Raw genomic sequence first — 23,519 nt, forward strand, 5'->3', positions numbered from 1 at the left:
CCACTCAATGACGTCAAATCAGATTTCCCATTCGCTGATTTGCTTGACGGCACGGTCACCCAACTTGCCGGCAATGATGTCGCGGGTCTTTCCGATGATGGCCGGCACCATGGTCATGCTGGATTCGCCCTTGTACAGGTCCACCGAACTGCTGTCCCAATTCACGAAAAGAACCTTGGTCTGGTTGACCCGGTTGATGAAGCGCACCGCGCCCAGGGTCAGGATCACTTCCTGCCCCTCGGTCTCAAGGCAGGAACCTACCGCAAAACCGCCGGTGCCCTTGTTCTTGATGTTCTGGTCGAAGACCTGAAGCGGCTTGTCGCTGGCCTGCAGCGAAGCCATCGCATCGGTCGCCACCTTCAGCAGGAGCGCCGAGGTCGGCCCGGGGACCGCCGCAGCGGCCAGGGCGGAACCCAGGATGGTCAGCGCCAGTTGATCCATCTTGAAACTCTTGCCGGACGCCGAAGTGGAATCGTAGTACTTCTTCAGGATGATCCAGCCGGCGTCCTGCATGACGGTGAGAAAGGTCTGGTACCACTCCTTGCCCTGGCTTTCCAACGGGTACTTCTTGTTGGCGGCCAACGAGGCGAACAGATAGGTGTTCAGTACATCCGCACGGTTCTGCTCGGACATGCCCGACACGAACGCCAGAATGGCATCGCCCACGACAGAAGCGCGGTCAGGCACTTCGATATTGAAGGGCGTCAACCTGTTGAGGCTGCGCGGGGCCAGGGTGATGTCCTGCGGCGTCACATCATAGGCATTCAGTCGTTCCAGGCGGTCGGCTACGGTTACAACAGTGTTTACATTCATGTTTCGTCTTCCTTAGTTAATTAGTTCGACTCTTCCCGAGCCGACAGGACTAACTTACGAAACTCATCAAACCCCCACAAGCCAATGAGTATTTCCAATAAATAACAATAAAAACTTACAACCGCCGACAACTCCTAAATAACGCCAAAAACAACAAAGACAACTAACCAATAAACAAAACACCGAATGCGCCGACAGACCGTCCGGCGCCTGATAGACTCCGCTCAACTTTCGCCGACGCGGGTTTCCATCATGCTCCACGAGTTGTTCAGCGTTTACCTGAAGATGCTGGTGCTCTACAGCCCGTTCTTCGTGCTGTCCTGCTTCATCAGCCTGACCCGCGGCTACTCGCGCAAGGAGCAGCGGCGGCTGGCGTGGAAGGTGGCGATCGCCACGCTGGTCTCCAGCGTCCTGCTGTACCTGTTCGGGCGGGTGATCTTCGATGTGTTCGGCATCACCGTGGACGCGTTCCGCATCGGCGCCGGCAGCGTGCTGTTCATCTCGGCGCTGGGCATGGCCCAGGGCAAACCGGCGGTGCAGGCCGACAACGTGCAGCAGGACGTGACCATCGTGCCGCTGACCATTCCGCTGACCGTCGGTCCCGGCACCATCGGTGCGCTGCTGGTGATGGGCGTCAGCCAGCCGCACTGGGACGACAAGCTCGCGGCGATCATGAGCATCGCCATGGCCAGCTTCACGGTCGGCGTGGTGCTGTTCCTGTCGAACCGCATCGAGCGGATTCTCGGCGACCAGGGGTTGCAGATCGTCAGCCGGTTGATGGGGCTGTTCGTCTGCGCACTGGCGGCGCAGATCATCTTCACGGGGGTAAAGGGTTATCTGGTGCCTTGAGCCGGTCACGCAAAGAGCGCCGCAGGCAATCAGGCCTGCGGCGCTTTCCTTTCGGCGGACCGTCACTCGGGCCCAGCGCTTGCGAGGCGGCTGCGCGAAGGCGCCAGCAACGTCCCCAGCGCGGCACCGCCCGGCGCGCCCTGTGCAGTGCGCATCAGCTGGACAAGGCGCGAAGCCGACATGGTGGGATAGGCCCCGAACGCAAGAAACACTTCGCCGCGCAGCAGGGGATCGTCACTGCACACATCCCTGAGTATCAGGCAATGTTCGCTGTCGGGGTCGATCAGCACCAAATGGCCGTCAACGATCTGCAACTGCAGCCTCTGCGGATCGTCCAGCAGCCAGACCAGCTTCGCCGGAACCGTCACGGCGTCTGCCGGCACGGGCCGACAGTCGACGATGACTGAATCGCGCTCGAGCCAGAGCGCCGTCGGCAAAAAGTAGGTCACCGCGCCCTGCCCCGCCCGCAGAACCACGGTGCCGACGCCGTCAGGCACCAGCGCAGGCAGATCCGTCACCCGGTTCTGCCCTTCGACCACCATCACCTCGGCATCGCGCTGCACATGCGTGAACGGCCCGAGGCGTTTCGCGTCCGGGTAGACGAGCACACACCGGTCCTGCCGGTCATGCAGCAGCACTTGCTCGCGGCGTCGGGTGCCCAGCAGCTCGTCACCGTCGCGCAGGGCCGTGCCGACGACCCGGACCAGGCAAGCGTTCTCCACGTCGTACCATTGCCGCACACCGGGTTCCGCTTCGGTGGACACAAACCCGTCGTGCTCTACGGAGCGCAGCAGGGCTTGAAGGTTCGGGATCAGATGATCCCCTTGGGCAGTCACCCAGGCGTGGTTGACGCCGGTCACACGCTCAGTTTCCCCGAAGCGCAGAACCAGTTCCACACCGTCCACGGTGGTGCCTCTGAGCCCGGCGCCCTCGCGCCTGACGTCACTGAAACGCCAGTCATCCCACTCCTCCTGCGGTGCGGGCAGCAGGCCGCTGCGCAGCAACTGCGCACCGTTGGCGAACGCTTGTTCCAGAAGCCCGGGATCGACAAAGGCCTGAGAAAGAATCCTGCCGCCGGACGGATCGAACAGCCAGGCCTGGCGCCTGTCCGGCGCCAGACCGAGCAAGCGGACCCGATCACCGTTCGCCGACGCGCATAGCAGCAACCGCTGATCGATGTACCAGGCGCCCAGATGCCCATGCCCTCCATGTTCGAGCAAACCGATGAGGGCGAAGCGATCCACCGGATAACGTTGCGCGACCGCCTTGAGCGTCTCCCACCAGCGGGAGCGGCCCTGCAGCCAGTGCTCGGTCAGCCCGCCGAACTGCAGCCGGCCGTCGGTGTTCAGGTTGAAGAAGTGCCCGTCTTCGGTGATGGCGACATAGCCACCCGGCGTCGTGACCACCTGTTTGAGCCGATCAGGCTCGATCCACGCATGCGACCAGCGCCCCTCCCCCGGCATCCGCTGCAACCGGCAAAGGCGTTGGGCCGAGCGGTCGTAAACCACGTACACCTCTTCGTCATTCGCCGGAACCAGCAACGTCAACCGATCCAGGTTCCTGGTCGAGTCGTCCCAGCCCTGCGGTTGCCCCGGCGCCGGCAGAGGGTTGATCAGCAGACGGTCGCGACCGCGGATCCAGACCAGGTCCCGCCGCGCCTCATCCATCTGCCAACACACCGAAACGTAGGGTGCCGGCGCCCATCCGATCGTCGTGTCGCTTTCCTTCGCGGACGAGCCCGCTTGCGGCCAATGCTCCCCCAACACCGACGCCCAGCGCGCCAGCCTCTCCCCGGCAAAGGCCTGTGCCCGCAGCTTGGGGGTTGATCCGCAAGTCACCGAGCAAAGCAGCAATTGCCGGTCATGAATCAGGTAACCCAGTTCTTTGACACGCCCTCGGTCGACGGACATCTGCACCACGTGAATCATCCCTCGGGCATCGGCTTCGATGCGCTGGATCGAACTTTCGCCGGGCATCAGCAGCAATCGGTACTCCGCCTGGGGCAGGCCGCTGACGGCATCGACTTGCCAGACCAGAAAGGATGACGGCTCATAGAAATAGGCCGAGCCGCCGGACACCAGAGCCAACTGCGTCTTGTCGGAACCGCTGATTGCCAGGTCGCGCATGTACAGGAAACGGTCTTCGTGCGCGTCGTACCAAGCCTTGGTGTGACGCGGCGTCTGCGGTGGCTCGAACGGGATCAAGTAGTTGTCGACCGGCGTGTACGGCAGAACCAGGCGATGGTCGTGCGCAAGCGTTTTGTAGCGTTCAAGCAACGCCGTCTCATCGAGGCCGTCGGGTGCCGTGTCCTGCAGCAGATCCAGTTTCGCGGAAACCAGGTCGACGCTGAACACACGCCGGTCGGCCAGAGCCAGCGCGACGTCATGCCGGCCCTTGCCGATGAACTTGACGCGAATGCCGTCGATCAGCAGTCCCCCTTCCACTTTCTTGATCGCCTGCTCGCTGGCCCAATCGGCCCGCAGCACCCAACGGCAATGTGTGAAGCGGGTCGAATGCAATTCGACCGACACCCCCGGGTTGAGCAACAGCGTGCAGGTGCCGCCCGCGCCCTTGAGCGCGTAGGTCAGCAACCCGTGCCATGCCGGCGGCACAATCGGTACCGCCAGCTGCCGCTCGGCCGCATCCAGCCGCACCTCGACGGTCGTGGGGAGGTAGTTGGGGAACAGGCGATGCACGATGTAGTGACTGGGGAAGGAGTAGAAGGAGAACAGGAATTTCCATTGCCCGCTGCCATCCTTGCGCTCAAGACGGCGCGCCGCATCGAAACCGGCGTCATGACGCCATGACGCGAACGGCAAGGCCTGGTATTCATAGCTGTAGTTCGTGTTCGGCGTGCACGGCAGAACGACGCATTGCCCGGCGGGCAACGGTGCCTTGATCCGGCTGGAAATCCCCCACGTCTGACGGATACCGAAGGCTTCCTTGTCATCCGGGTTGATGCCCGGTACGCCGAAGTGGTCGCGCAGCCTGAACAGTTTCGGGCTGCCGAGCGTCAAGGTGCCGGTGCCCAGGTCGACGCACTCGATGATCAGGGAAGACGGATCCACCACCCACGCCTGCAACGCCTCGTCGAAGCGGTAGACGGCGCCGTTCCAGGCCTTTTCCAGATGGTCGAAAAACAGCCCGACGGTTTTCGCCTCTTCGGCGATGATGGCGAAGCCCTGGGCCAGCGCCGCCGCCCCGATCGCCAGGCCACCCAGGATGACGCCCGCCCCGCCGAGTACCGCAGCGGCCGTGCCGGCCCCCGTGGCGGCCGCCGCCAGCCCCCCCAACCCCGCGACGAGACCTGCCGAGTCGAACGCCAACTGCGTGCCGAAACGGGCCACCTCCACCTCGCGCTTCGCGGTCGCCAATTGGTAGATGTCAAAACCCACGTTGGCCAGCCCCAGCAGCGATCCCACCCCTTCATCGGCGACGTGGCCCAGCGCTTCGCCGACCAGCGGGGCACAGGTGCGGGCAATGACCGGCTCCTGGTTGATGGCAGTGGCATACAGTCTCATCAGTCCGGCCGCATCCACGGCCAGGCCATGGGCGAGCTGCGCATAATTCACGTAGCCGTGCAGGCGCACCGCCAAGGTCAGCGTGCGGTCATCCCCTTCACGCTCACGCAAGGCCATCATCAGCGACTGGAGCGCGAAGCCGGCGTTGAGCGTATGGACCGCCCCCGCCTCGACAGACCCCGACGGCAGCGCCGCCCCTTGGGGTTTGCGCACCAGCGTCGAGAATCGCTCGGTCAGCCACTGCCTGATGCGCAGCAACCGGTGATCCTTGCTGGCGACCTGCACCACATGGGTCGCGTCCAGAGGATCGACCAGGGTTATCCGGTAGGCGCTGTCAGGCGTGACTTCAAGCGTTTCGAACAACGGCACCCAAGGTCTGGGCGAGGCGTGCAACGCCTGCAGCCCCACCGTCGCATCGGCGATCTGCCGGGCCCACCAGCGGCTGTCCAGATCCAGCAGGCTACGTCCCAGATGGGCATTGTCGCTCAGTGACCGGCCACGGGCACTGGCCACCCGCCGGCGGATCGGAAGGGCCGAGGGCTGCCCCGGCAAAGTGTCGGACTCCAGCAGGTGCGCCAGCCGCAACCCGGCGGAGAGCGGCAAGGCGGACACCCGCTCGCCCTGAAGCTCGATCACATCGAACATCGGACGGCCGGGCTCACCGAATGCGGCGTAGTGGCCGGCCATGCCTGCGCCGACGAAGAAATCCTCCAGCGCCTGCTGGAACGCGGCGGGCTCCTTGAATCCGAACAGACCGAAGTTGGGATCGAAGAAATGCAGCGTGGCGCCGCCGGCATCCGCAGCCGTCTTCGCCACGAGCAGCACGTGATTGTCGGAGATGAGCATCAGGCCGAGGCGGTCGCCGGAGGCCTCCAGCCTGGTGCGGATCCCGCTCAGGTCCGTCCGCGCCGCAGGCCTGCCCACCTCGCTCAACGGTACATCGCGCAGCGTCTCCAGTCCGTTCAGAAAGGCGATGGAATCACTCTGCTCAGGCTCCAGGACCGCCAGGTAAAAACGCTCGCGCAGACGCCGGGAGGCCTGCTCACCCTGCGCCAAAGCGGCCCCCATCACCAAGGACAACGGATAGCAGCGCCCTGCGAGGTCGTCCCCCGAACCTTGCAGCAGCAGATCCTGCGGCACCAGCTTGACGCTGGCCGCGTCGAAGCGCTGCAGCACCTGTTCCACGCGCTCCTGCACCTGGATCCGGTGTTCCAGCGTGGCAAGCTGTCGGATCTGCGCCACATGACGCCCCCATTGGAACGGAGTGTGCGCATTGAGCATCACGCTCTTCATCAGGTCCAGCGCCCTGCCGGAGGAGAGCACCGGTTCATCAGCGACACTGGCCAGCCCCTCCAGGAAACCGGGTGGACGGCGCTTGAACAGATGCCGTTCGAGGGCGGCGTAACGATTGGAGCTTCCCCGTTCGCCGATGCTGTTGGCCAGGTTGTCCAGCTCGCTGTGCAACTGCACCAGACGCCGGTTGTCCAGCGAGTCCGCGCCCAGCAGAGCGCCCAACGCCAGACGCTGCACCGGGTCGGCCTGCACAACGTGCAGGGTGCCTTTGGCGAGCATGCCCAAGACTTCCTCCACCCCTGCGCCTGCGGTCCCGGTTTCACCCGCAAAGGCCGGCGGGAGGACATCCAGCGGCTGCGCCTTGATGGCCTGCCGATCCTCGAAGCGCAGCGGCAGCGGCTTGTCGAACCTGACCTCACCGTCCAGACCGCTGCGCATGGCCTGCACCAACGGTTCTCCCAAGGCGTCGACCAGCCGTTGCAGGACACCGCTCAGGAGCACAGCCCGTCCTTCGATCACGGGCCAGCCGGACTGGAACTCGACCGTCGAATGCTTGAGCAACTGGGCGATGTCGCCGCCGTAACGGATGGCATACCGACCGTCCCGCCAATGGGCCTGTTCGTCGCTGACCCACTTCAACGAATCGGTTCCGTTGTCCTTCCAGGAATGATCCTGTTCTTCTTCCGTCATGCGGTTGACCGTCGCCGAAGGGACGATGACCAGGTCGTTGCCCAGCGCCGCAGCGCCCTGCGGCGTGAAATGCCGCTTCTGGTAGTTGCGCATGCCGTCACGCATGGCGGCAGGCCCTGTCAGGTAGATGGTGCCCTCGCTTTGCGGGCGAATGCCGTCACGGAAGTAACCGGCAGCGGCGTCGGCCAGCAAACCGGCGAAGATTTCCTCTTCCATCGGCAGTTCGGGCAACGGCCCCAACGCCTGCTCAACGGTCTCGTGCGCAAGCGACACCATGCTCTCGTTGTCGCTGAACGCCACCCCTCGCTCCCGGGCCAGCTTCGCTGCGCCATCGACGACGGCATAGCTCAGGCGCATGCGTTCCAGCACCGCCTCGATCATCCCGGCACCGGGGTGAGCCATGAGGAAAGCATTGCTCAACGAATTGGACTCCGCGACAGCACGCAGTTCGAACGGTCTCGCCGACCGCTCTGCCGGTCGCCGGAAGATGTCTCCCAGCGACGGATGGCTGCTGGCGAACGCATCGAGGGCGGCCCTGGACTGTTCAGGGATACGTTCGAAGTAGGAGATGTAGCGGCCGCGAACGGCCTGCCGGCCCGGCATCCAGTCAGGGTTGCGGTCGAGCAACAGTTGCAAGGCCCCGAGCCGGGCATCGGCGCCCCAGCCGGTGATGTCGACCGCGCCAAGCCGCTCCGCCAGCGGCGGCAAGCCGTCCACATCCGCATAGCTGCCGCCCTCGCTGACCAGCGCATGCAGGCGCACGATGTCGGAGGCCGCCGCCAGGTTGCCGCGCAGGCGGATTTCCCGTTCGTAGAGGTGCTGCAGCGCCATCGGCGCCTCAAGGTCGCCAAGGTCGCGCAGCGTCAGGACGTCGTCCCCGAAGGCCGCGACGCTGAGCAGGTTTTGCGTGATCCGTTCCCGCAACGCATCGGCATCCTGGCCATAGGCACGCACCAGAAGATCGATCCTGGCGTCATCCGCCGACCGGCCGGCGGCGACGGCCGCCTCGATATGGGCCTGCATCTGCTGCTTGAGCACGATCGCCCGCGCTTCATACAGCGTCGCCAGTTCATCCGCTGTGACGCTTCGGCCGTCCACCTGCGCAAGGGCATCGGCCTTCGCGGCCTCGACGATCAGCTTGTTGGTGTGGTGGGCCAGCAGCGCATCGCTGTCGTACCAGAGATTGAGGACATGGCCGGTGCCGGCCATCACCCGTTTCCAGAGATTGAGGTAATCGCGCTGAATCTCGCCGACGCCCCCGCCGAGCCAGACGAAATGCATGATCTTCGGCACTTCGGTGGCTGGCGTTCGCAGTTGTTCTAGGCTGCGCTGCACGCGGGTTTCATAGTCGGCGATCTTTTCGCAGATCGGCGTCAATCCGTCCGCCGGCCCCTTTCCGGCACCGGTCTGACGCATCGGTTCCAGTGTTTGTCTCAGCAGCGCCAGCGGCTCCTGCAACCTGTGCAACTCAAGCTTTGCGATACAGGCGAAGTAGTAACGCAACACCGCGTCGTGTTCCTGACTGCCCTTGAATGGGCTCAATGCCTGTTCCAGCGCGCTCAACTTGAACAGTTCGATGAATTCACAGTACGCCTCATCCTTTTTGATTTTTGCATCCTGCATGGAATGTATGCCTCGACATCACTGATCATTTTTGAAGTACGCAGAATTGCGTCCAACAGGAAACTACTCAGCGCAGGCCCCCGGCTCCATTGACAACGAATGCAATTCTTTTCAAAAACAGAACAACGAAACATGCTCAAACCAAATGATGCCGACAATGTTTATCGGCACTTTTCGAGCCTGTTCCGAGCACTCCTGTTTGCACCACAAAAAAGGCCGTGAAACTTTCCGTTTCACGGCCTTAATTAATACAACGACACGTTTTTCACGTTGTCACGACGTTGGTTTTTCACCGTACCAACGCGGCGTGTAGACCCACTCCCCGCCTTCCGCACGGGGGAACGTGCACGTCGTTGAAGAGCCGATCAGCACCATGGTGCGCATGTCCACCTGATCCGGCGTCAGCGCACCCAGCGTGGTCGTGCGCAGGGTCTGGCCCGGACGGCCGATGTCGCGGCCCAGCACCACCGGCGTCTGCGGCGCGCGGTGCCGGGCGACGATCTCCAGCGCACGGCCCAGTTGCCAGGGACGTGCGCGGGAGATCGGGTTGTAGAACGCCAGGGCCAGGTCCGCTTCGGCGGCCAGATCCAGACGCTTCTCGATGATCGACCACGGTTTGAGGTTGTCCGACAGCGACATCACGCAGAAGTCATGCCCCAACGGCGCGCCGGCCTGGGCAGCCGTCGCGAGGGACGCAGACACCCCCGGCAGGATTTCCAGCTCGACGCTGTGCCACGCCGGATCGTCCGACTCGTGCAACGCCTCAAGCACCGCCGCCGCCATGGCGAACACGCCCGGGTCGCCGGACGACACCACGATCACCGAACGCCCCTCGGCCGCCAGCCGGAACGCATGGCGGGCGCGCTGCATCTCTTCGCGGTTGTCGGTGCAGTGCTGGATCTGATCGTCGCGGAACGGGCCGGCCATGCGCACGTAGGTTTCGTAGCCGAGCACGTCGGTGGCCCGGGCCAGTTCGGCCTTCACCGCCGGCACCATCAGTTCGGCGGCGCCGGGGCCGAGGCCGATCACGGCCAGGCGTCCGCGCGGGCGGCCGATCCTGTCGACCGAAAGCGGCTGATCGGCCACGGCGATGGCAATGCGCGAGGACACTTCGATGACCTTCGCGCCTGGGACGGCCGCGCGGGCCAGCCCGGCGATGTCATTCGCGGCGGCGGCAAAACGCAGCGGCACACCCAGCTCCAGCGCGGTTTCACGCAATGCCGGATCCGTCATTCGGGTGTCGGCGGCGACCAGGCAGGCCAGCGACGGCAACGCCACATCGGCCGCCTGCAGCGCGGCGCGAATGTGCTGCGCACCTTCGGCATTCACCGCCACCGCGACGTTGCGCGGGTAGATCCGCAACTCATCGGCGCTCACCGCCTGCGCATCGCTGCCGACATGGATCGAACGCTGCGCCTGGGGATCCTGCGGCAACTGCGCCTGGTCCAGCCACGGCGCAGCGCCTTCGATGCGCACACGGTGCCCGGCCAACAGATCGGCGACAAAACGTTTACCCGACTCCAGGTCGCTCAGCACGTAGCCTTCCGGCGGATTGAGCAGGCAGGTGCCGAAGCGCAGCTCGCCGCTGGTGGTGATCGCCGCCGTGACCTGCAGGCCGGCCGCGATCTCCCTGGCCATGACGTTGACGCCGCCCAGGCCGCCCAGCAGCGGCACCACGGCGCTGCCGTCCTCGGCGACGGCCAGCACCGCCGGCTCAGCGCCCTTTTCCAGAAGGAGCGGGGCCAGGGTGCGGATGACGATGCCCGCCGCGCACAGGGCGACGATCGGCGTCCCCTGCGCGTACAGCTCACGCAAGGCGGCGCCGAATTCGGCGTAGGTGCGGTCGGCGCCGTCGACCCGTCCGGCCAGGCCCAGGACCTGCGCCGTCGGGTAGACCTGCTGAATGCGGCGGGCCGTGGCCAGGCTGCCCTGGCCGAGGATGACGATGGCTGGAGGCATGGGAGTCATCAGCCTTGCCACCGTTCGCCGGGAACGATGATCAGCGAGAAGTACGGCGACGACATCGGCTCGACCTCATCCAGCGGCACGATCTTCTGGTTGGCCATGGTCGCGCGCTCGACGTAGAGCGCACGCCCGGCCAGGCCGAGCTCGTCCAGCACCTGGCGCACCTTGGGGAAATTGCGTCCCAGCTTCATGACCACCGCCGCGTCGGCATCCGCCAGGCGCCGCTTCAGCTCTTCGTGCGGCAATACGCCGGAGAGCACCGACAGGCTCTGGTTGCGGTACACCAGCGGCGCGCCCAGCACCGAGGCGCCGCCGAGCATCGAGCAGACGCCCGGCACCACTTCGGCTTCGTAGCGGGCGGCGAGGCGGTCGTGCAGGTACATGTAGGAGCCGTAGAAGAACGGATCGCCTTCGCAGATCACCGCCACGTCGCGGCCGGCGTCCAGATGCGCGGCCACCTCTTCGGCGGCGCCGTCGTAGAAGTCGCTGATCACCTGTTCATAGGACAGCGGCGCCGGCAGCGCTTCGGTGGTCACCGGGTAGACCAGCGGCAGCAGGTTCTGCGCGTCCTGCAGGTGCGCCTCGATGATGCCGAAGGCGTTGCCTTTCTTGCCCTTGGCCACGAAGTAGGCCACCACCGGCGACTCGCGCAGCAGGCGCAAGGCCTTCACGGTGATCAGCTCCGGGTCGCCGGGGCCCACGCCCAGGCCGATCAAGCGTCCTTTTGCCTGCATCATTCGATCTCCGTGGCGAGTGCGTTGACGGCGGCGGCGGCCATGGCGCTGCCGCCGAGGCGGCCCTGCATGATCACGAACGGCACGCCGCGGCTGTCGGCGGCCAGCGCGGCCTTGGATTCGGCAGCGCCGACGAAGCCCACCGGGAAGCCCAGGATCAACGCCGGTTTCGGGGCGCCGGCATCGATCATCTCCAGCAGGTAGAACAGGGCGGTCGGCGCGTTGCCGATCACCACCACGCTGCCTTCCAGGTGCTCGCGCCACAGCTCCAGCGCGACGGCGGAACGGGTGTTGCCCAGCTCGCGGGCCAGCGCCGGCACACGCTCGTCGCGCAGGGTGCAGATCACCGGGTTGTCCGCCGGCAGGCGTGCGCGGGTGATGCCCTCGGCCACCATGCGCGCATCGCACAGGATCGGCGCCCCGGCGGCCAGCGCATCGCGCCCGGCCTTGCCCGCGCCTTCGGAAAACTGCAGGCCGTCGACCGCCTCGACCATGCCGCAGGCGTGGATCACCCGCACCGCGAGTTTTTCGAGGTCGGCCGGAATGCGCGCCAGGTCGGCCTCGGCGCGGATGATCGCGAAGGAGTTGCGATAGATCTCCTGACCGTCGCGGATGTAATCAAGCATCAAGGGGGCTCCGTGAGCGGGCGGCGAGCAAGCTCGCGGCCGCGTCGATAGTGAGGTTTTGAGCGTGCAGCGCGCCGAAGCCGGGCAACGCCGCATCGCGCAGATAAAGGTCATAGTGGCCGGGGCCGACGGCCAGCAGCGTCGCCGGGGCACGGTGTGCGGCGGCGCAGGAACGCGGGCAGCCGGACAGGTGCACGGCCTGGGCCTGCGGCAGCAGCGCGGCCAGCCGGCGGGCGTCGGCCTTGGTGTCGGCCAGGCCTTTGCCGCAGCCGCTGGCGCCGGTGCAGGCGATCACGGCAGTGAGCGGATCGCGTGCCTGGGTGCGCAGACCCAATTGCTCAAGCCCGAGCAACACCTGCCCGGCGTCGGCCTCTTCGATGTTCGGCAGCAGCAGGCTTTGCCACGGGGTGAACCGCAGGCTGCCGTCGCCGAACCGTCGCGAAAGGTCCGCGACGCCACGCAGCATCGCCGGATCGAGACGCCCCAGCGGCGGCACCGCGCCGACGTAGACCCGTCCCGGCACGTGCTGCCGGTGAACGCCGATGTGCAGCGCACCGTCAGCCTGCGGGCGCTGCCAGCCGTCGAGGGCCATGAGCGGCACGCGCGCCCCGAGCCGTTCGAGGAAGGCCGGCAGCGGCAGTTCATCCAGCAGATGGCGCATCCGCGTCTGCTCCGGGCGCGCCGACTCGAGGAACAACTCCAGCACCGCGACAATCAACTCATGGCCGTCCTCCAGCGCCACCGCCGCCGACGCAGGTTCCGTCGGGCAACCGGCCAGGCCGAAGGCCAACAACGCCTGCCCGTCGCGATCCCAGGCCGACAGCCACAGGTCATGCGGATGTTCGAGCATCGCCAGGGCTTCGCCGCCGTCCAGCTGCACGGCGAACTTGGCGCTCAGTTCATGAAAGCGCGGATGGCATTGCAGGGTTTCGAGGATCTGCTGCGCCAGCGGACGGGTGTCGAAACGCATCTGCCGGTCGATCCCGGCAGACGGGCTGAGCATCAGGTTGCGCACATCGTCGCCGGCGGCGGTGCGCGGCCCGAGCCCTGCGGCCAGCAGCTGGTCGATCAGGGCTGCGGAGCGGTCGCCGATCCCGCGGATCTGCAGGTTGGCGCGGTTGGTCGCCTCGATGACGCCGCCGGCGAAACGCTCGGCAGCCTCGGCCACCGCCTCGGCCCGATCCGACGTGACCGCCCCCCCGTCGAGCTTGATCCGGCAGATGCCGCCGTCCAGCGCCTGGACAATGCGCAGCAATCCCGGACAGGCCGAGGGGCGAAGGGCGGTGGACATCGGACGTTCGTTCAAGGGTTGACCGGCTGGGTGGGCACGTGGGCGGGCGAAAGGCTGCCATTATGCCTGCTTTGCCCGAGGCCATGAAAAGCCTGACGGTCGGAAACCCTCCACAAGACTGCACGGCACGCCCGAGGAGCGGCTACAGCTCGTAATCCTTGAACCCGAACGACAGTTTTTCCATGGCCTTTGCCACGCTCGGCCGTCGGGCCTCCATGACCCTGCGCGAGATCACCACCCGCCGGGCCCGGATGTCCAGCTGGGTCATGGCCTGCGAGATGTCCCAGAACAGATAGCGGGTGTTCAGGCTGGATTTGATGAACCGCACATGGGTGACGACCAGTTCCATGTCGCCGGCCGCGTTGTAGCTGACCGGCACGATCTTCAGGTCGAAGGCCTTCCCGCTGAGCCCTTTGGTCGCCTCCAGCAGATCGGCCCTGCGCTCGAGCGAGGTCAGCCCGGCCTCCACGCCGGCCACCTGGGCACGGGACAGCAGCGCGGTGGCGACCCTGATCCACGCCTGCTTCACGCTGCCGGAAAACTGCGGCTGAACGTATTCCACGGACGGCTGGTCACGGTTCCAGCCATGGGACCACAAAAGATCGGCGCAATAGTCGATCCACCGACCCGGCTGGGTACTGCTGTTGTAGACGCGGTCGGCCTCTCTCTTGGCCAGATAGGTGCAATCGCGCGCAAAACCATAGTCCGCCATCGGCTGCCCCCGGACACCGGTGAGCAAGACATCGCCCACCAGCGTCGCTTCATGCCCGAACGACCCTGTTCCTTCATTCATTTCCCTATTCCTTGCTGCCAACCCTGGCATGCCTGTTTGTTTAGGCTGCACCCTAGCAAACGCCCCGGGCAGGACAACCGGCTTTCCACGACATGAAGTTTCAGCGGCAACCGGCCGGCGCCAGACGCCGTCAGCCGCGTTATCATGCCGCCTTGACCCATAACCCCGGATTGAGGAGCGGCATGGCGCCCTGGCTGACAGTGGTAGGTATCGGAGAGGACGGCTTCAAGGGACTGGGCAGGAATGCCCGGCGCGCCCTGATGGACGCCTCGCGGATCGTCGGCGGCCAGCGCCAGCTGGATCTGCTGCCGGTGTGCATCCGTGGCGAGCGCCAGCTGTGGCCGAGCCCGTTTTCGCTGGCGCCGGTGCTGGAGCGCCGGGGCGAGGCGGTGTGCGTGCTGGCCAGCGGCGATCCGATGTTCTACGGCGTCGGCGCCAGCCTGGCCCGTCAGGTGCCGGGCGACGAGATGAGCGTCCTGCCGGCGCCGTCCTCCTGCTCGCTGGCCGCCGCACGGCTCGGTTGGCCGTTGCAGGACGTGGTGACGCTGTCCCTGGTCGCCCGCCCCCTGGCGGCGCTCAACGCGCAGCTGTCCAATGGCGTGCGCCTGTTGCTGTTGAGCAACGACGCCCAGAGCCCGGCGGCGGTCGCGGCGCTGCTGCGCGAGCGCGGGTTCGGCCCGAGCCGCCTCACGGTGCTCGAACATCTGGGCGGCAACGCCGAGCGCCGCATCGACGGCACCGCCGACGACTGGAACGACCCGGTCGTCGCCGACCTCAACGTGATCGCCCTCCAATGCCTGGCCGACACCGGCACCCCGCGCCTGTCACGCCTGGCCGGGCTGCCGGACTCGGCGTTCCGCCACGACGGCCAGTTGACCAAGCGCGACGTGCGCGCCGTCACCCTCGCCCGCCTCGCGCCGTGCCCCGGCGAGCTGCTGTGGGACGTCGGCGCCGGCAGCGGCTCCATCGGCATCGAATGGATGCGCGCCCATCCCAGTTGCCGGGCGCTGGCCATCGAGGCCGACGAGGGCCGCCAGCAACTGATCGAACACAACCGCGACGCCTTGGGCGTGCCCGGCCTGCAACTGGTTCGCGGCCGCGCGCCCGAGGCGCTCGCTGGCCTTGAACGTCCGGACGCAGTGTTCATCGGCGGCGGCGTCACCCGCGAGAACGTCTTCGAAACCTGCTGGGCGCAGCTCAAGCCCGGCGGCCGGCTGGTGGCCAACGCGGTGACCCTGCAGAGCGAGACCGCGCTGATGCACTGGCGCGAACGCCACGGCGGCGAACTGACCCGCCTCCATGTCGCCCAGGCGCAGCCGCTGGGCGGTTTCGACACTTGGCGCCAGGCGCTGCCGATCACCCTGCTGGAACTGGTCAAACCCCTCGATGCGTGACGAAACCGCTGAACAACCCGCCCCCCTGCGCAGCGGCCTGACCACCGGCAGCTGCGCCACCGCCACCAGCCTCGCCGCCGCGCGGCTGCTGCTCGGCGGCGCCCCGGCGGACGCGGTGCAGATCACCCTGCCCAAGGGCAAGCAGGTGCAGATGCGCCTGGAGTTCTGCCGCTTGACCGGCGACGGCGCCGAGGCCGGCACGATCAAGGACGCCGGCGACGACCCCGACGTGACCCACGGCGCTCTGCTCTACTCGCAGGTGCGGCTGAGCGCTGAACCCGGGATCCGCTTCAACGCCGGCAAAGGGGTCGGCACCGTGACCCGGCCGGGGCTGGTGCTGGCCGTCGGCGAGCCGGCGATCAACCCGGTGCCGCGCAAGATGATCAGCGACCACCTGACCCTGCTCGCCGAAGAGACCGGCTATGGCGGCGGCTTCGACGTCACCGTCAACGTCGAGGGCGGCGAGGCCCTGGCGCTGAAGACCATGAACCCGCGCCTGGGCATCCTCGGCGGGCTGTCGATCCTCGGCACCAGCGGCATCGTCCGGCCGTTCTCCTGCGCGGCCTACATCGCCTCGATCCATCAGGGCATCGACGTCGCCAAGACCAACGGCTACCTGCACATCGCCGCCTGCACCGGCAACGCCAGCGAGGACACCATGCGCCGGGTCTACGGCCTGCCGGAAATCGCCCTGATCGAAATGGGCGACTTCGTCGGCGCGGTGCTCAAACACCTGCGCAAAGTGCCTGTGGACAAGCTCAGCCTGTGCGGCGGCTTCGGCAAGATCAGCAAACTGGCGGCCGGACACATGGACCTGCATTCGCGCCATTCGAGCATCGACCTGCCGCAACTGGCCGGTTGGGCGGCAGCGGTGGGCGCCGATGCGGCCTTGCAGCAACGCATCCGCGAAGCCAACACCAGCCAGCAGGCGCTGGCGATGGCCAGCGCGGCGGGCATCGCCCTCGGCGACGAGGTTTGCCGCCACGCGCTGGAGTTCGCCCGCAGCGTGGTGCCGGCGCAAGTGCAGGTCGAAGTATTCGCGATCGACCGCCAAGGCGGCATCGTCGGCCATGCGGGAGCGTTTCGATGAAGCGGATCCTGTTGCTCGGCGGCGTCACCGAAGCGCTGGCCATCGCCCGCACCCTGGGGCCGCAACATATCTACAGCCTGGCCGGCATCGGCCGGGTGCCAACCGACCTGACTTGCCGGGTGCGCACCGGCGGCTACGGCGGCGCCGAAGGCCTGGCGCAGTTCATCCGCGACGAGGGCATCGGCCTGCTGCTCGACGCCACCCACCCCTACGCCGCGCAGATCAGCCACAACGCGGCGAGCGCTGCGCAACGGACGGGCATCCCCTGCTGGGCCCTGCGTCGTCCCGCGTGGCAAGCCGAGCCCGGCGACGACTGGCGCGAAGTGGCCGACTGGGCCGAGCTGGTCAAGGCGCTCGAACCCTTCCGCCGCCCGCTGTTCACCCTGGGCCGCGAACCCTTGCAGCACCTGGACGAAATCCCAGCGCACCAGTTCTGGACCCTGCGCGCCCTCGACGTCTACCCCGGCAACGAACGCTGCGAAGTCATCGGCGCCCGTGGGCCGTTCCTGATCGAGGACGAACGGGCGCTGTTCGAGCGGCGGCGGATCGACGTGCTGATCAGCAAGAACAGCGGCAGCGCGGCGACCGAGCCGAAGCTGGCGGTGGCGCGGGAACGTGGGGTGCCGGTGATTGTGTTGGGGCGGCCGGTGTTGCCGGAGGTGGATCGGGTGTTTTTGACGCTTGAAGATACACTTGCCGCATTGGAGACAGGTCGCTGATGAGGCAAGATCCACGCCTTGCATGATAAGTAACCTATTTGTTACCTTCAGGGCCGTCTGTGATCTCACTCGAAGAATATCTACAAGAAAACGATTCAAGCCCTTTTGGCCGGTGGCTTGCCACTCTGAATGCGCAGGCCGCAGCCAAGGTCTCGACTGCCTTGGTTCGATTGGAGATGGGCAACACTTCCAATATCAAGTGGTTAGATGGTCTTGGCGAATACAGAATCAACTGGGGGCCGGGGTACAGGATCTATCTGACGCAAGAAGGAAAACGTCTGATCATTCTTTTCGGTGGAGGGGACAAGTCCACTCAGAAAAAGGACATCAAACAAGCGAAAGCGCTGATAGCGGAATTTCGAACCCGAAAGAAAGCTGAACAGAACCGGAGGTGATGTGATGGTTCTCACTCGAAGCTACAAACATTCAATTGCCGAACGCGCCCAGCGTGACCCGGAATTTGCTCAGGCACTGCTTGACGAGGCTGCGACGCTGTTCCTGAATGGCGAACCCGAAATGGCCAGAATCATACTGCGCGACCTCGTGAACGCGACCGTAGGTTTCGAAGAACTCGCAAGAGAGACTGAAAAGCCAAGTAAAAGCCTGCATCGCATGCTGTCCGCCAAAGGCAATCCGAGCATGGACAATCTGGCGAAAATCTTTTCAGTAATTCGCGCTACGCTTGGTGTAGATATGGAAGTTCATGCGGTACCGGCGAACTGAGCGAAAGACTGATGGATTTGCTGCGACACCAAACCGCACGACGCTTTTTTACTTATCGGCCCTGATCAGGCTAAATAGCCGCGCCTGATCGCCCACCCGACGGATCCGTCCCATGAACCGACACCGGCTTGCCATTGCCTGGATCGCCTGCTTCGCAGTGCTGTTCAACATGCTCGCCATGCCGTTGACGGGTTCGATGGCCCAGGCGGCGCAGTCGCCGGCCGAACAGTTGCTGTGGAGCAGTTTCTGCACCGGCAGCGGGACGAAGATGGTGGCGGTGTCCATCGGCACCGTCGACCAGAAGGCCCCCCAGGGCGGCGACGACCATTCCACCATGCAGCATTGCTGGTGCTGCTCAGGCGCAGCGCCGGTGCTGGCGTTGCCCGGGCATACGCCGCAGCTGTATTTCGCCCGTTACGAAAGCAACCGCAGCGTGGCGCCCGTCACCCTGCAGACGCCTTCACCGCGCCAGCAATGGCCCAACCTCAATCCCCGCGCCTCCCCTCTGGCTTGATTTGTTGCCGCATTTGACCTGCGTTTCAAATCGATCTGGAGAACCGTCATGCTGAACAAATTCATCGTCCTGGCCGCGCTGCTGTTGCCTGCGTGCTTCGCCCATGCCCACGACTACAAGGCCGGCGAGCTGGAAATCGCCCACCCATGGTCGCAGGAACTGCCGCCCAACGCCCCGACCGTCGCCGCCTATTTCGTGATCCACAATGCCGGCAAGACCGACGATCGCCTGCTCGGCGTCGATTCCCCGATCGCCCCCAAGGCCGAACTGCACGAGCATGTGATGCAGGGCGACCTGATGAAGATGCAGCAAGTGCCGAACGTGGCGATCCCGGCGGGCGGCAACGTGACCTTCGCGCCGATGGCGTACCACGTGATGCTGATGAACCCCAGCGACCGCAGCCTGCTCAGCGACGGCAAGCGCTTCCCGCTGACCCTGCACTTCGAGAAGGCCGGTGACGTGACCGTCGAAGTCGCCGTGCAGAAGGAAGCGCCGCAGGCCATGGCGGCCCACGCGCACGCCCAGTAACCGCAACGGCAGACGCCGGCCATGCGCCCGCTGAGCGCCAGGCCCTTCCAGCAACGCCGTCAGGCCAGAGACCTGACCCGCGGCAGCTGGATCGCCCTGTTCGCCATGTTGATGATCTTCATCGGCCCGCTGGTTTCCCAGTCGATGCCGATGGACTCGCACGCCTCCATGAACATGCCGATGAGCATAGACATGGACATGGACATGGACATGGACATGGACATGGACATGGGCATGCCGGGCATGGATCACGCCGCGCCGGACGCGCAACCGGCCGCCGAGCACTGCCCGCCGCAATCGTCCCGCCACGTGATGTGGGAGAAGTGCGGTTACTGCAGCCTGCTGTTCAACTGCCCGGCGCTGACCGGCGGCGGCAGCTTCGCCACGTTCAGCATCCCGCTGGTCAACACCTTCACGCCACCCTCCCCGCGCCTGGGCCATCCCCGGCAGACCTTCTTCCCCGGCGCCCGCACCCGCGCCCCGCCCGTCGCAGCGTAGACACCCACCTCTGATTGCACACGGTCAAGAAGACAGCCCCAGGCTGCCGCCCGTGTCGTTTACGACTGTTTGATGGAAATTGTCATGTCCAGGTTTTCCGCTGTCCCGCGTTTGAGCCCTGCCCGAACGTCCTTTGCCCTGACCGAATCCCGCGTTCGCTTCAGGCACGCCACCGCCGTCCTTTGCGGCGTCCTGCTGTCCCCGCTGGCATTGGCCGATGAACACGCCGGCCACAGCGCCGCCGGAAGTGAAGAACTGAGCCCGACGGTGATCACCGCCCTGGCCCCGAGCTCGCCGCTGACCGTCGTCACCAACCCCAAGGATCCGCGCCAGCCCGTACCCGCCAGCGACGGCGGCGACTACCTCAAGACCATCCCCGGCTTCGCCCTGGTGCGCAACGGCGGCACCAACGGCGACCCGGTGCTGCGCGGCATGTTCGGTTCGCGCCTGAACATCCTCACCAACGGCAGCGTGATGCTCGGCGCCTGCCCCGGCCGGATGGACGCACCGACCTCGTACATCTCCCCCGAGACCTACGACAAGCTCACCGTGATCAAGGGCCCGCAGACCGTGCTCTACGGCCCCGGCGCCTCGGCCGGCACGATCCTGTTCGACCGCGAGCCGGAGCGCTTCGGCGAGCTCGGCACCCGGGTCAACGCCAGTGTGCTGGCGGGCTCCAACGGGCGCTTCGACAAAGTGGTGGATGCCGCCGCCGGCGGCTCGCTGGGCTACGTGCGGGTGATCGGCAACACCGCCCACTCCGACGAATACCGCGACGGCAACAACGACACCGTCGCCTCGCGCTACGACAAGTGGAACGGCGATGTGGCGCTGGGCTGGACGCCGGACGCCGACACCCTGCTGGAACTGACCGCCGGCCGCGGCGACGGCGAAGCGCGCTACGCCGGGCGCGGCATGGACGGCTCGCAGTTCCTGCGCGAAAGCCTGGGCCTGCGTTTCGAGAAGTCCGACATCACCGACGTGCTGGAGAAACTGGAGGCGCAGGTCTACTACAACTACGCCGACCACGTGATGGACAACTACACCCTGCGCACGCCATCCGGCACCGGGATGATGGCCGGGCCGATGGCCTCCAACGTCGACCGGCGCACCCTCGGCGCACGGATCAAGGCGACCTGGCGCTGGGCCGACATCCAGTTGGTCACCGGCCTCGACGCGCAGACCGACGAGCACCGCCAGCGCGCCGCCATGGGCATCGACGCCTACAAGGACGTGCCGCGCAACAAGGACGCCGATTTCCACAACTACGGCGTGTTCAGCGAACTGACCTGGTACGCCGCCGACCGCGACCGACTGATCACCGGCGCCCGGGTGGACCGCGCCTCGGCCAAGGATTACCGCCAGCGCATCGGCTCGGGCATGATGTCCCGCCCCAACCCGACCGCCGACGACACCCGCGCCGACACCCTGCCCAGCGGCTTCGTGCGTTACGAGCATGACTTGGCCGACACCCCGGCCACGCTGTATGCGGGCCTGGGCCACGCCCAGCGCTTCCCGGACTACTGGGAGCTGTTTTCGCCCAAGTCCGGCCCGGCGGGTTCGCTGAACGCGTTCGATTCGATCAAGCCGGAAAAGACCACCCAGCTCGACTTCGGCGTGAACTACAAGAGCGCCGACCTCGACGCCTGGGCCTCGGGCTACATCGGCCAGGTGCGCGACTACATCCTGTTCGACTACACGGGCATGGCCTCCCGCGCCGAGAACATCGACGCCCGGATCATGGGCGGCGAGCTCGGGGCCGCCTACCGGCTCACCGAAAACTGGAAAGCCGACGCGACCCTGGCCTACGCCTGGGGCAAGAACAGCAGCGACGGCACGGCATTGCCGCAGATGCCGCCGCTGGACGCGCGGTTCGGCCTGACCTACAGCGAAGACGACTGGAGCGCCGGCGCCCTGTGGCGGGTGGTGGCCGCGCAGAACCGCATCGACCAGAACAAAGGCAACGTGGTCGGCAAGGACTACGACAAGAGTTCGGGCTTCGGCGTGTTCTCGCTCAACGGTGCCTATCGGATCAACCGGCACTGGAAGGTCAGCACCGGCGTCGACAACCTGTTCGGCAAGGCTTACGCCGAACACCTGAACCTGGCGGGCAACGCCGGGTTCGGCTACCCGGCCAACGACCCGCAAGCGATCAAGGAGCCGGGGCGCACGCTCTGGACCAAGGTGGACATGAGTTTCTAAAGCATCGCGGGTACGTCCGCCCTCCCTGTGGGAGCGGGCTTGCCCGCGAAAGCGGTGCATCAGCCGGCCACGATGCCGACTGTGCCGCCGTCTTCGCGGGCAAGCCCGCTCCCACAAGGGATGCGGCGGTCAAGCCTGAATGAACAACTAAAAGATCCAAGCCAAGCGGAGCACACGTGATGAAACAGCCCAAACCGAATTTCTACAACCTGGCCTGGCGCTGGCATTTCTATGCCGGTCTGTTCGTCGCGCCATTCATGGTGATGCTGGCCCTGACCGGCATCATCTATCTCTTCAAGCCGCAGCTCGACTCGCTGATGTACGGCAGCCTGCTCAACGTCCCGGCCGGGCACCACACCGTGCCGGCCGATGACCTGCTGCAAAGGGTCAAGGGCGCTTACCCGCAAGGCCAGGTCACCCAGTACCTGCCGCCGGCGGCCGCCGGACGCAGCGCGCAGTTCGTGGTCAAGGACGCCGGCCACGAACTGAACGTGTTCGTCGATCCGTACCACGGCGACATCCTCGGCGAGCAGGACGCCAAGCAGAACCTGCAGGCCGTCGCCCGGGCGATCCACGGCGAGCTGATGATCGGCACCGTCGGCGACCGGCTCATCGAGCTCGCCGCCGGCTGGGGCGTGGTGCTGGTGGTGTCCGGGGTGTTCCTGTGGTGGCCGCGGGGCCAGGCCGCCGGGATCCTGTGGCCGCGCCTGAGCAGCCGCGGCCGCGTGCTGTGGCGTGACCTGCACGCGGTCACCGGGTTCTGGGGCGCCGCGCTGCTGCTGGTGATGCTGCTCAGCGGCATGACCTGGACCGGTTTCTGGGGCAAGCAGTACGCCCAGGTGTGGAACGTGTTCCCGGCGGCGATGTGGGACAACGTGCCGACCTCCGACGTCGAGGCCCGCAGCCTCAACACGGCCGCCCGCCAGACCGTGCCGTGGGCCATGGAGAACACGCCGATGCCGATGTCCGGCGACCACGCCGAACACATGGCCCACGGCGGCATGCAGCACGGCCCGGCGGCCCCGGCCGTCAGCCTGCAAGCGGTGCAGGACATCGCCACGCAGCGCAACGTCGAGCCGGGCTACAGCATCACCCTGCCGACCACCGCCACCGGCGTGTTCACCGTCTCCGTGTTCGCCGACGACCCGCGCAACGACGCCACCCTGCACATCGACCAGTACACCGGCAAGGTGCTCGCCGACGTGCGCTTCGAGCACTACGGCGCCGTCGCCCGGGCCACGGAGATCGGCGTGATGCTGCACGAAGGCAAGATGTTCGGCACCTTCAACCAGATCGTCGTGCTGCTGATCTGCCTGATGATCCTGCTCAGCGCGGTCAGCGGCGTGGTGATCTGGTGGAAGCGCCGCCCGCAGGGCAAGTTCGGCGTCCCGCCGCTGCGCCACGACCTGCCGAAATGGAAGACCGGGGTGGCGATCATGCTGGCGCTGGGCGTGGCATTCCCGCTGGTGGGGGCTTCGCTGGTGGTGGTGGGGCTGCTGGACTGGCTGGTGCTGTCGCGGTTGGGGCGGCAAACTGAATCGGCTTCAACTTCATCATGAATCAGGCGAGATGCGTGATTTAGACGCTTCTATACACTTTCGGGGCTTAGCCCCCCGGACATTTTAGTGTTACTGTATAACGCTAAATGACCGC

Annotated in this window: 18 protein-coding genes; 11 read left to right on the top strand and 7 right to left on the bottom strand. The window is 66.0% G+C overall.

Annotated features, from left to right (window positions below; translation table 11 throughout):
• Positions 1–18 precede the first annotated feature (18 nt).
• Positions 19–813 (bottom strand): hypothetical protein, encoded by a 795-nt coding sequence (locus tag CAG31_RS15860; protein WP_085722051.1) that lies wholly within the window; start codon positions 811–813, stop codon positions 19–21.
• Between the two features lie 252 nt (positions 814–1,065).
• Here CAG31_RS15860 and CAG31_RS15865 point away from each other — a divergent pair, with 252 nt between their 5' ends.
• Entirely contained in the window at positions 1,066–1,662 is a 597-nt protein-coding gene (locus CAG31_RS15865) for a MarC family protein (protein ID WP_085582726.1), read from the top strand.
• 62 nt (positions 1,663–1,724) lie between these two features.
• Here CAG31_RS15865 and CAG31_RS15870 read toward each other — a convergent pair whose 3' ends face one another.
• From CAG31_RS15870 to CAG31_RS15895, 6 genes are all read right to left on the bottom strand, one after another.
• Positions 1,725–8,789, bottom strand: a complete 7,065-nt coding sequence (locus CAG31_RS15870) for a TcdA/TcdB pore-forming domain-containing protein (RefSeq protein ID WP_085582728.1) — start codon at positions 8,787–8,789, stop codon at positions 1,725–1,727.
• A 273-nt stretch (positions 8,790–9,062) separates the two neighbouring features.
• Positions 9,063–10,757 carry a precorrin-3B C(17)-methyltransferase gene (gene cobJ / locus CAG31_RS15875; RefSeq protein WP_085582730.1) on the bottom strand — a complete coding sequence of 565 codons (1,695 nt, stop codon included), beginning with the start codon at positions 10,755–10,757 and terminating at the stop codon, positions 9,063–9,065.
• On the bottom strand, positions 10,757–11,491 hold the full coding sequence (locus tag CAG31_RS15880; RefSeq protein WP_371856109.1) for a precorrin-2 C(20)-methyltransferase: 735 nt from the start codon (positions 11,489–11,491) through the stop codon (positions 10,757–10,759). The genes cobJ and CAG31_RS15880 overlap by 1 nt, the downstream gene beginning before the upstream one ends.
• Positions 11,488–12,114 carry a precorrin-8X methylmutase gene (locus CAG31_RS15885; RefSeq protein ID WP_085582734.1) on the bottom strand — a complete coding sequence of 209 codons (627 nt, stop codon included), beginning with the start codon at positions 12,112–12,114 and terminating at the stop codon, positions 11,488–11,490. The genes CAG31_RS15880 and CAG31_RS15885 overlap by 4 nt, the downstream gene beginning before the upstream one ends.
• A complete protein-coding gene (gene cobG, locus CAG31_RS15890) occupies positions 12,107–13,405 on the bottom strand; it encodes a precorrin-3B synthase (protein ID WP_085582736.1) in 1,299 nt (432 codons plus the stop codon). The genes CAG31_RS15885 and cobG overlap by 8 nt, the downstream gene beginning before the upstream one ends.
• A 142-nt stretch (positions 13,406–13,547) precedes the next feature.
• Complete coding sequence (locus CAG31_RS15895) at positions 13,548–14,198, bottom strand: hypothetical protein (RefSeq protein WP_085582738.1); 651 nt, start codon at positions 14,196–14,198, stop codon at positions 13,548–13,550.
• A gap of 182 nt (positions 14,199–14,380) precedes the next feature.
• Here CAG31_RS15895 and cbiE point away from each other — a divergent pair, with 182 nt between their 5' ends.
• From cbiE to CAG31_RS15945, 10 genes are all read left to right on the top strand, one after another.
• Positions 14,381–15,592, top strand: a complete 1,212-nt coding sequence (gene cbiE, locus CAG31_RS15900) for a precorrin-6y C5,15-methyltransferase (decarboxylating) subunit CbiE (RefSeq protein WP_085582740.1) — start codon at positions 14,381–14,383, stop codon at positions 15,590–15,592.
• Entirely contained in the window at positions 15,585–16,682 is a 1,098-nt protein-coding gene (locus tag CAG31_RS15905; protein ID WP_085582742.1) for a cobalt-precorrin-5B (C(1))-methyltransferase, read from the top strand. The genes cbiE and CAG31_RS15905 overlap by 8 nt, the downstream gene beginning before the upstream one ends.
• Positions 16,679–17,401 (top strand): cobalt-precorrin-6A reductase, encoded by a 723-nt coding sequence (locus CAG31_RS15910; protein WP_085582744.1) that lies wholly within the window; start codon positions 16,679–16,681, stop codon positions 17,399–17,401. The genes CAG31_RS15905 and CAG31_RS15910 overlap by 4 nt, the downstream gene beginning before the upstream one ends.
• A gap of 59 nt (positions 17,402–17,460) precedes the next feature.
• Positions 17,461–17,796 carry a type II toxin-antitoxin system RelE/ParE family toxin gene (locus CAG31_RS15915; RefSeq protein WP_085582746.1) on the top strand — a complete coding sequence of 112 codons (336 nt, stop codon included), beginning with the start codon at positions 17,461–17,463 and terminating at the stop codon, positions 17,794–17,796.
• A gap of 4 nt (positions 17,797–17,800) precedes the next feature.
• Positions 17,801–18,124 carry a DNA-binding protein gene (locus CAG31_RS15920; RefSeq protein ID WP_085582748.1) on the top strand — a complete coding sequence of 108 codons (324 nt, stop codon included), beginning with the start codon at positions 17,801–17,803 and terminating at the stop codon, positions 18,122–18,124.
• Between the two features lie 112 nt (positions 18,125–18,236).
• A complete protein-coding gene (locus tag CAG31_RS15925; RefSeq protein ID WP_085582750.1) occupies positions 18,237–18,638 on the top strand; it encodes a DUF2946 domain-containing protein in 402 nt (133 codons plus the stop codon).
• A 48-nt stretch (positions 18,639–18,686) separates the two neighbouring features.
• A complete protein-coding gene (locus tag CAG31_RS15930; RefSeq protein WP_085582752.1) occupies positions 18,687–19,166 on the top strand; it encodes a copper chaperone PCu(A)C in 480 nt (159 codons plus the stop codon).
• 21 nt (positions 19,167–19,187) lie between these two features.
• On the top strand, positions 19,188–19,664 hold the full coding sequence (locus CAG31_RS15935) for a DUF2946 domain-containing protein (protein ID WP_085582754.1): 477 nt from the start codon (positions 19,188–19,190) through the stop codon (positions 19,662–19,664).
• Between the two features lie 84 nt (positions 19,665–19,748).
• Entirely contained in the window at positions 19,749–21,866 is a 2,118-nt protein-coding gene (locus CAG31_RS15940; protein WP_085582756.1) for a TonB-dependent copper receptor, read from the top strand.
• Between the two features lie 179 nt (positions 21,867–22,045).
• Positions 22,046–23,425 (top strand): PepSY domain-containing protein, encoded by a 1,380-nt coding sequence (locus CAG31_RS15945; RefSeq protein WP_085582758.1) that lies wholly within the window; start codon positions 22,046–22,048, stop codon positions 23,423–23,425.
• Positions 23,426–23,519 lie beyond the last annotated feature (94 nt).

It is taken from the genome of Pseudomonas sp. R25(2017) (assembly GCF_002112565.1).
GTDB lineage: Bacteria > Pseudomonadota > Gammaproteobacteria > Pseudomonadales > Pseudomonadaceae > Aquipseudomonas > Aquipseudomonas ekonensis.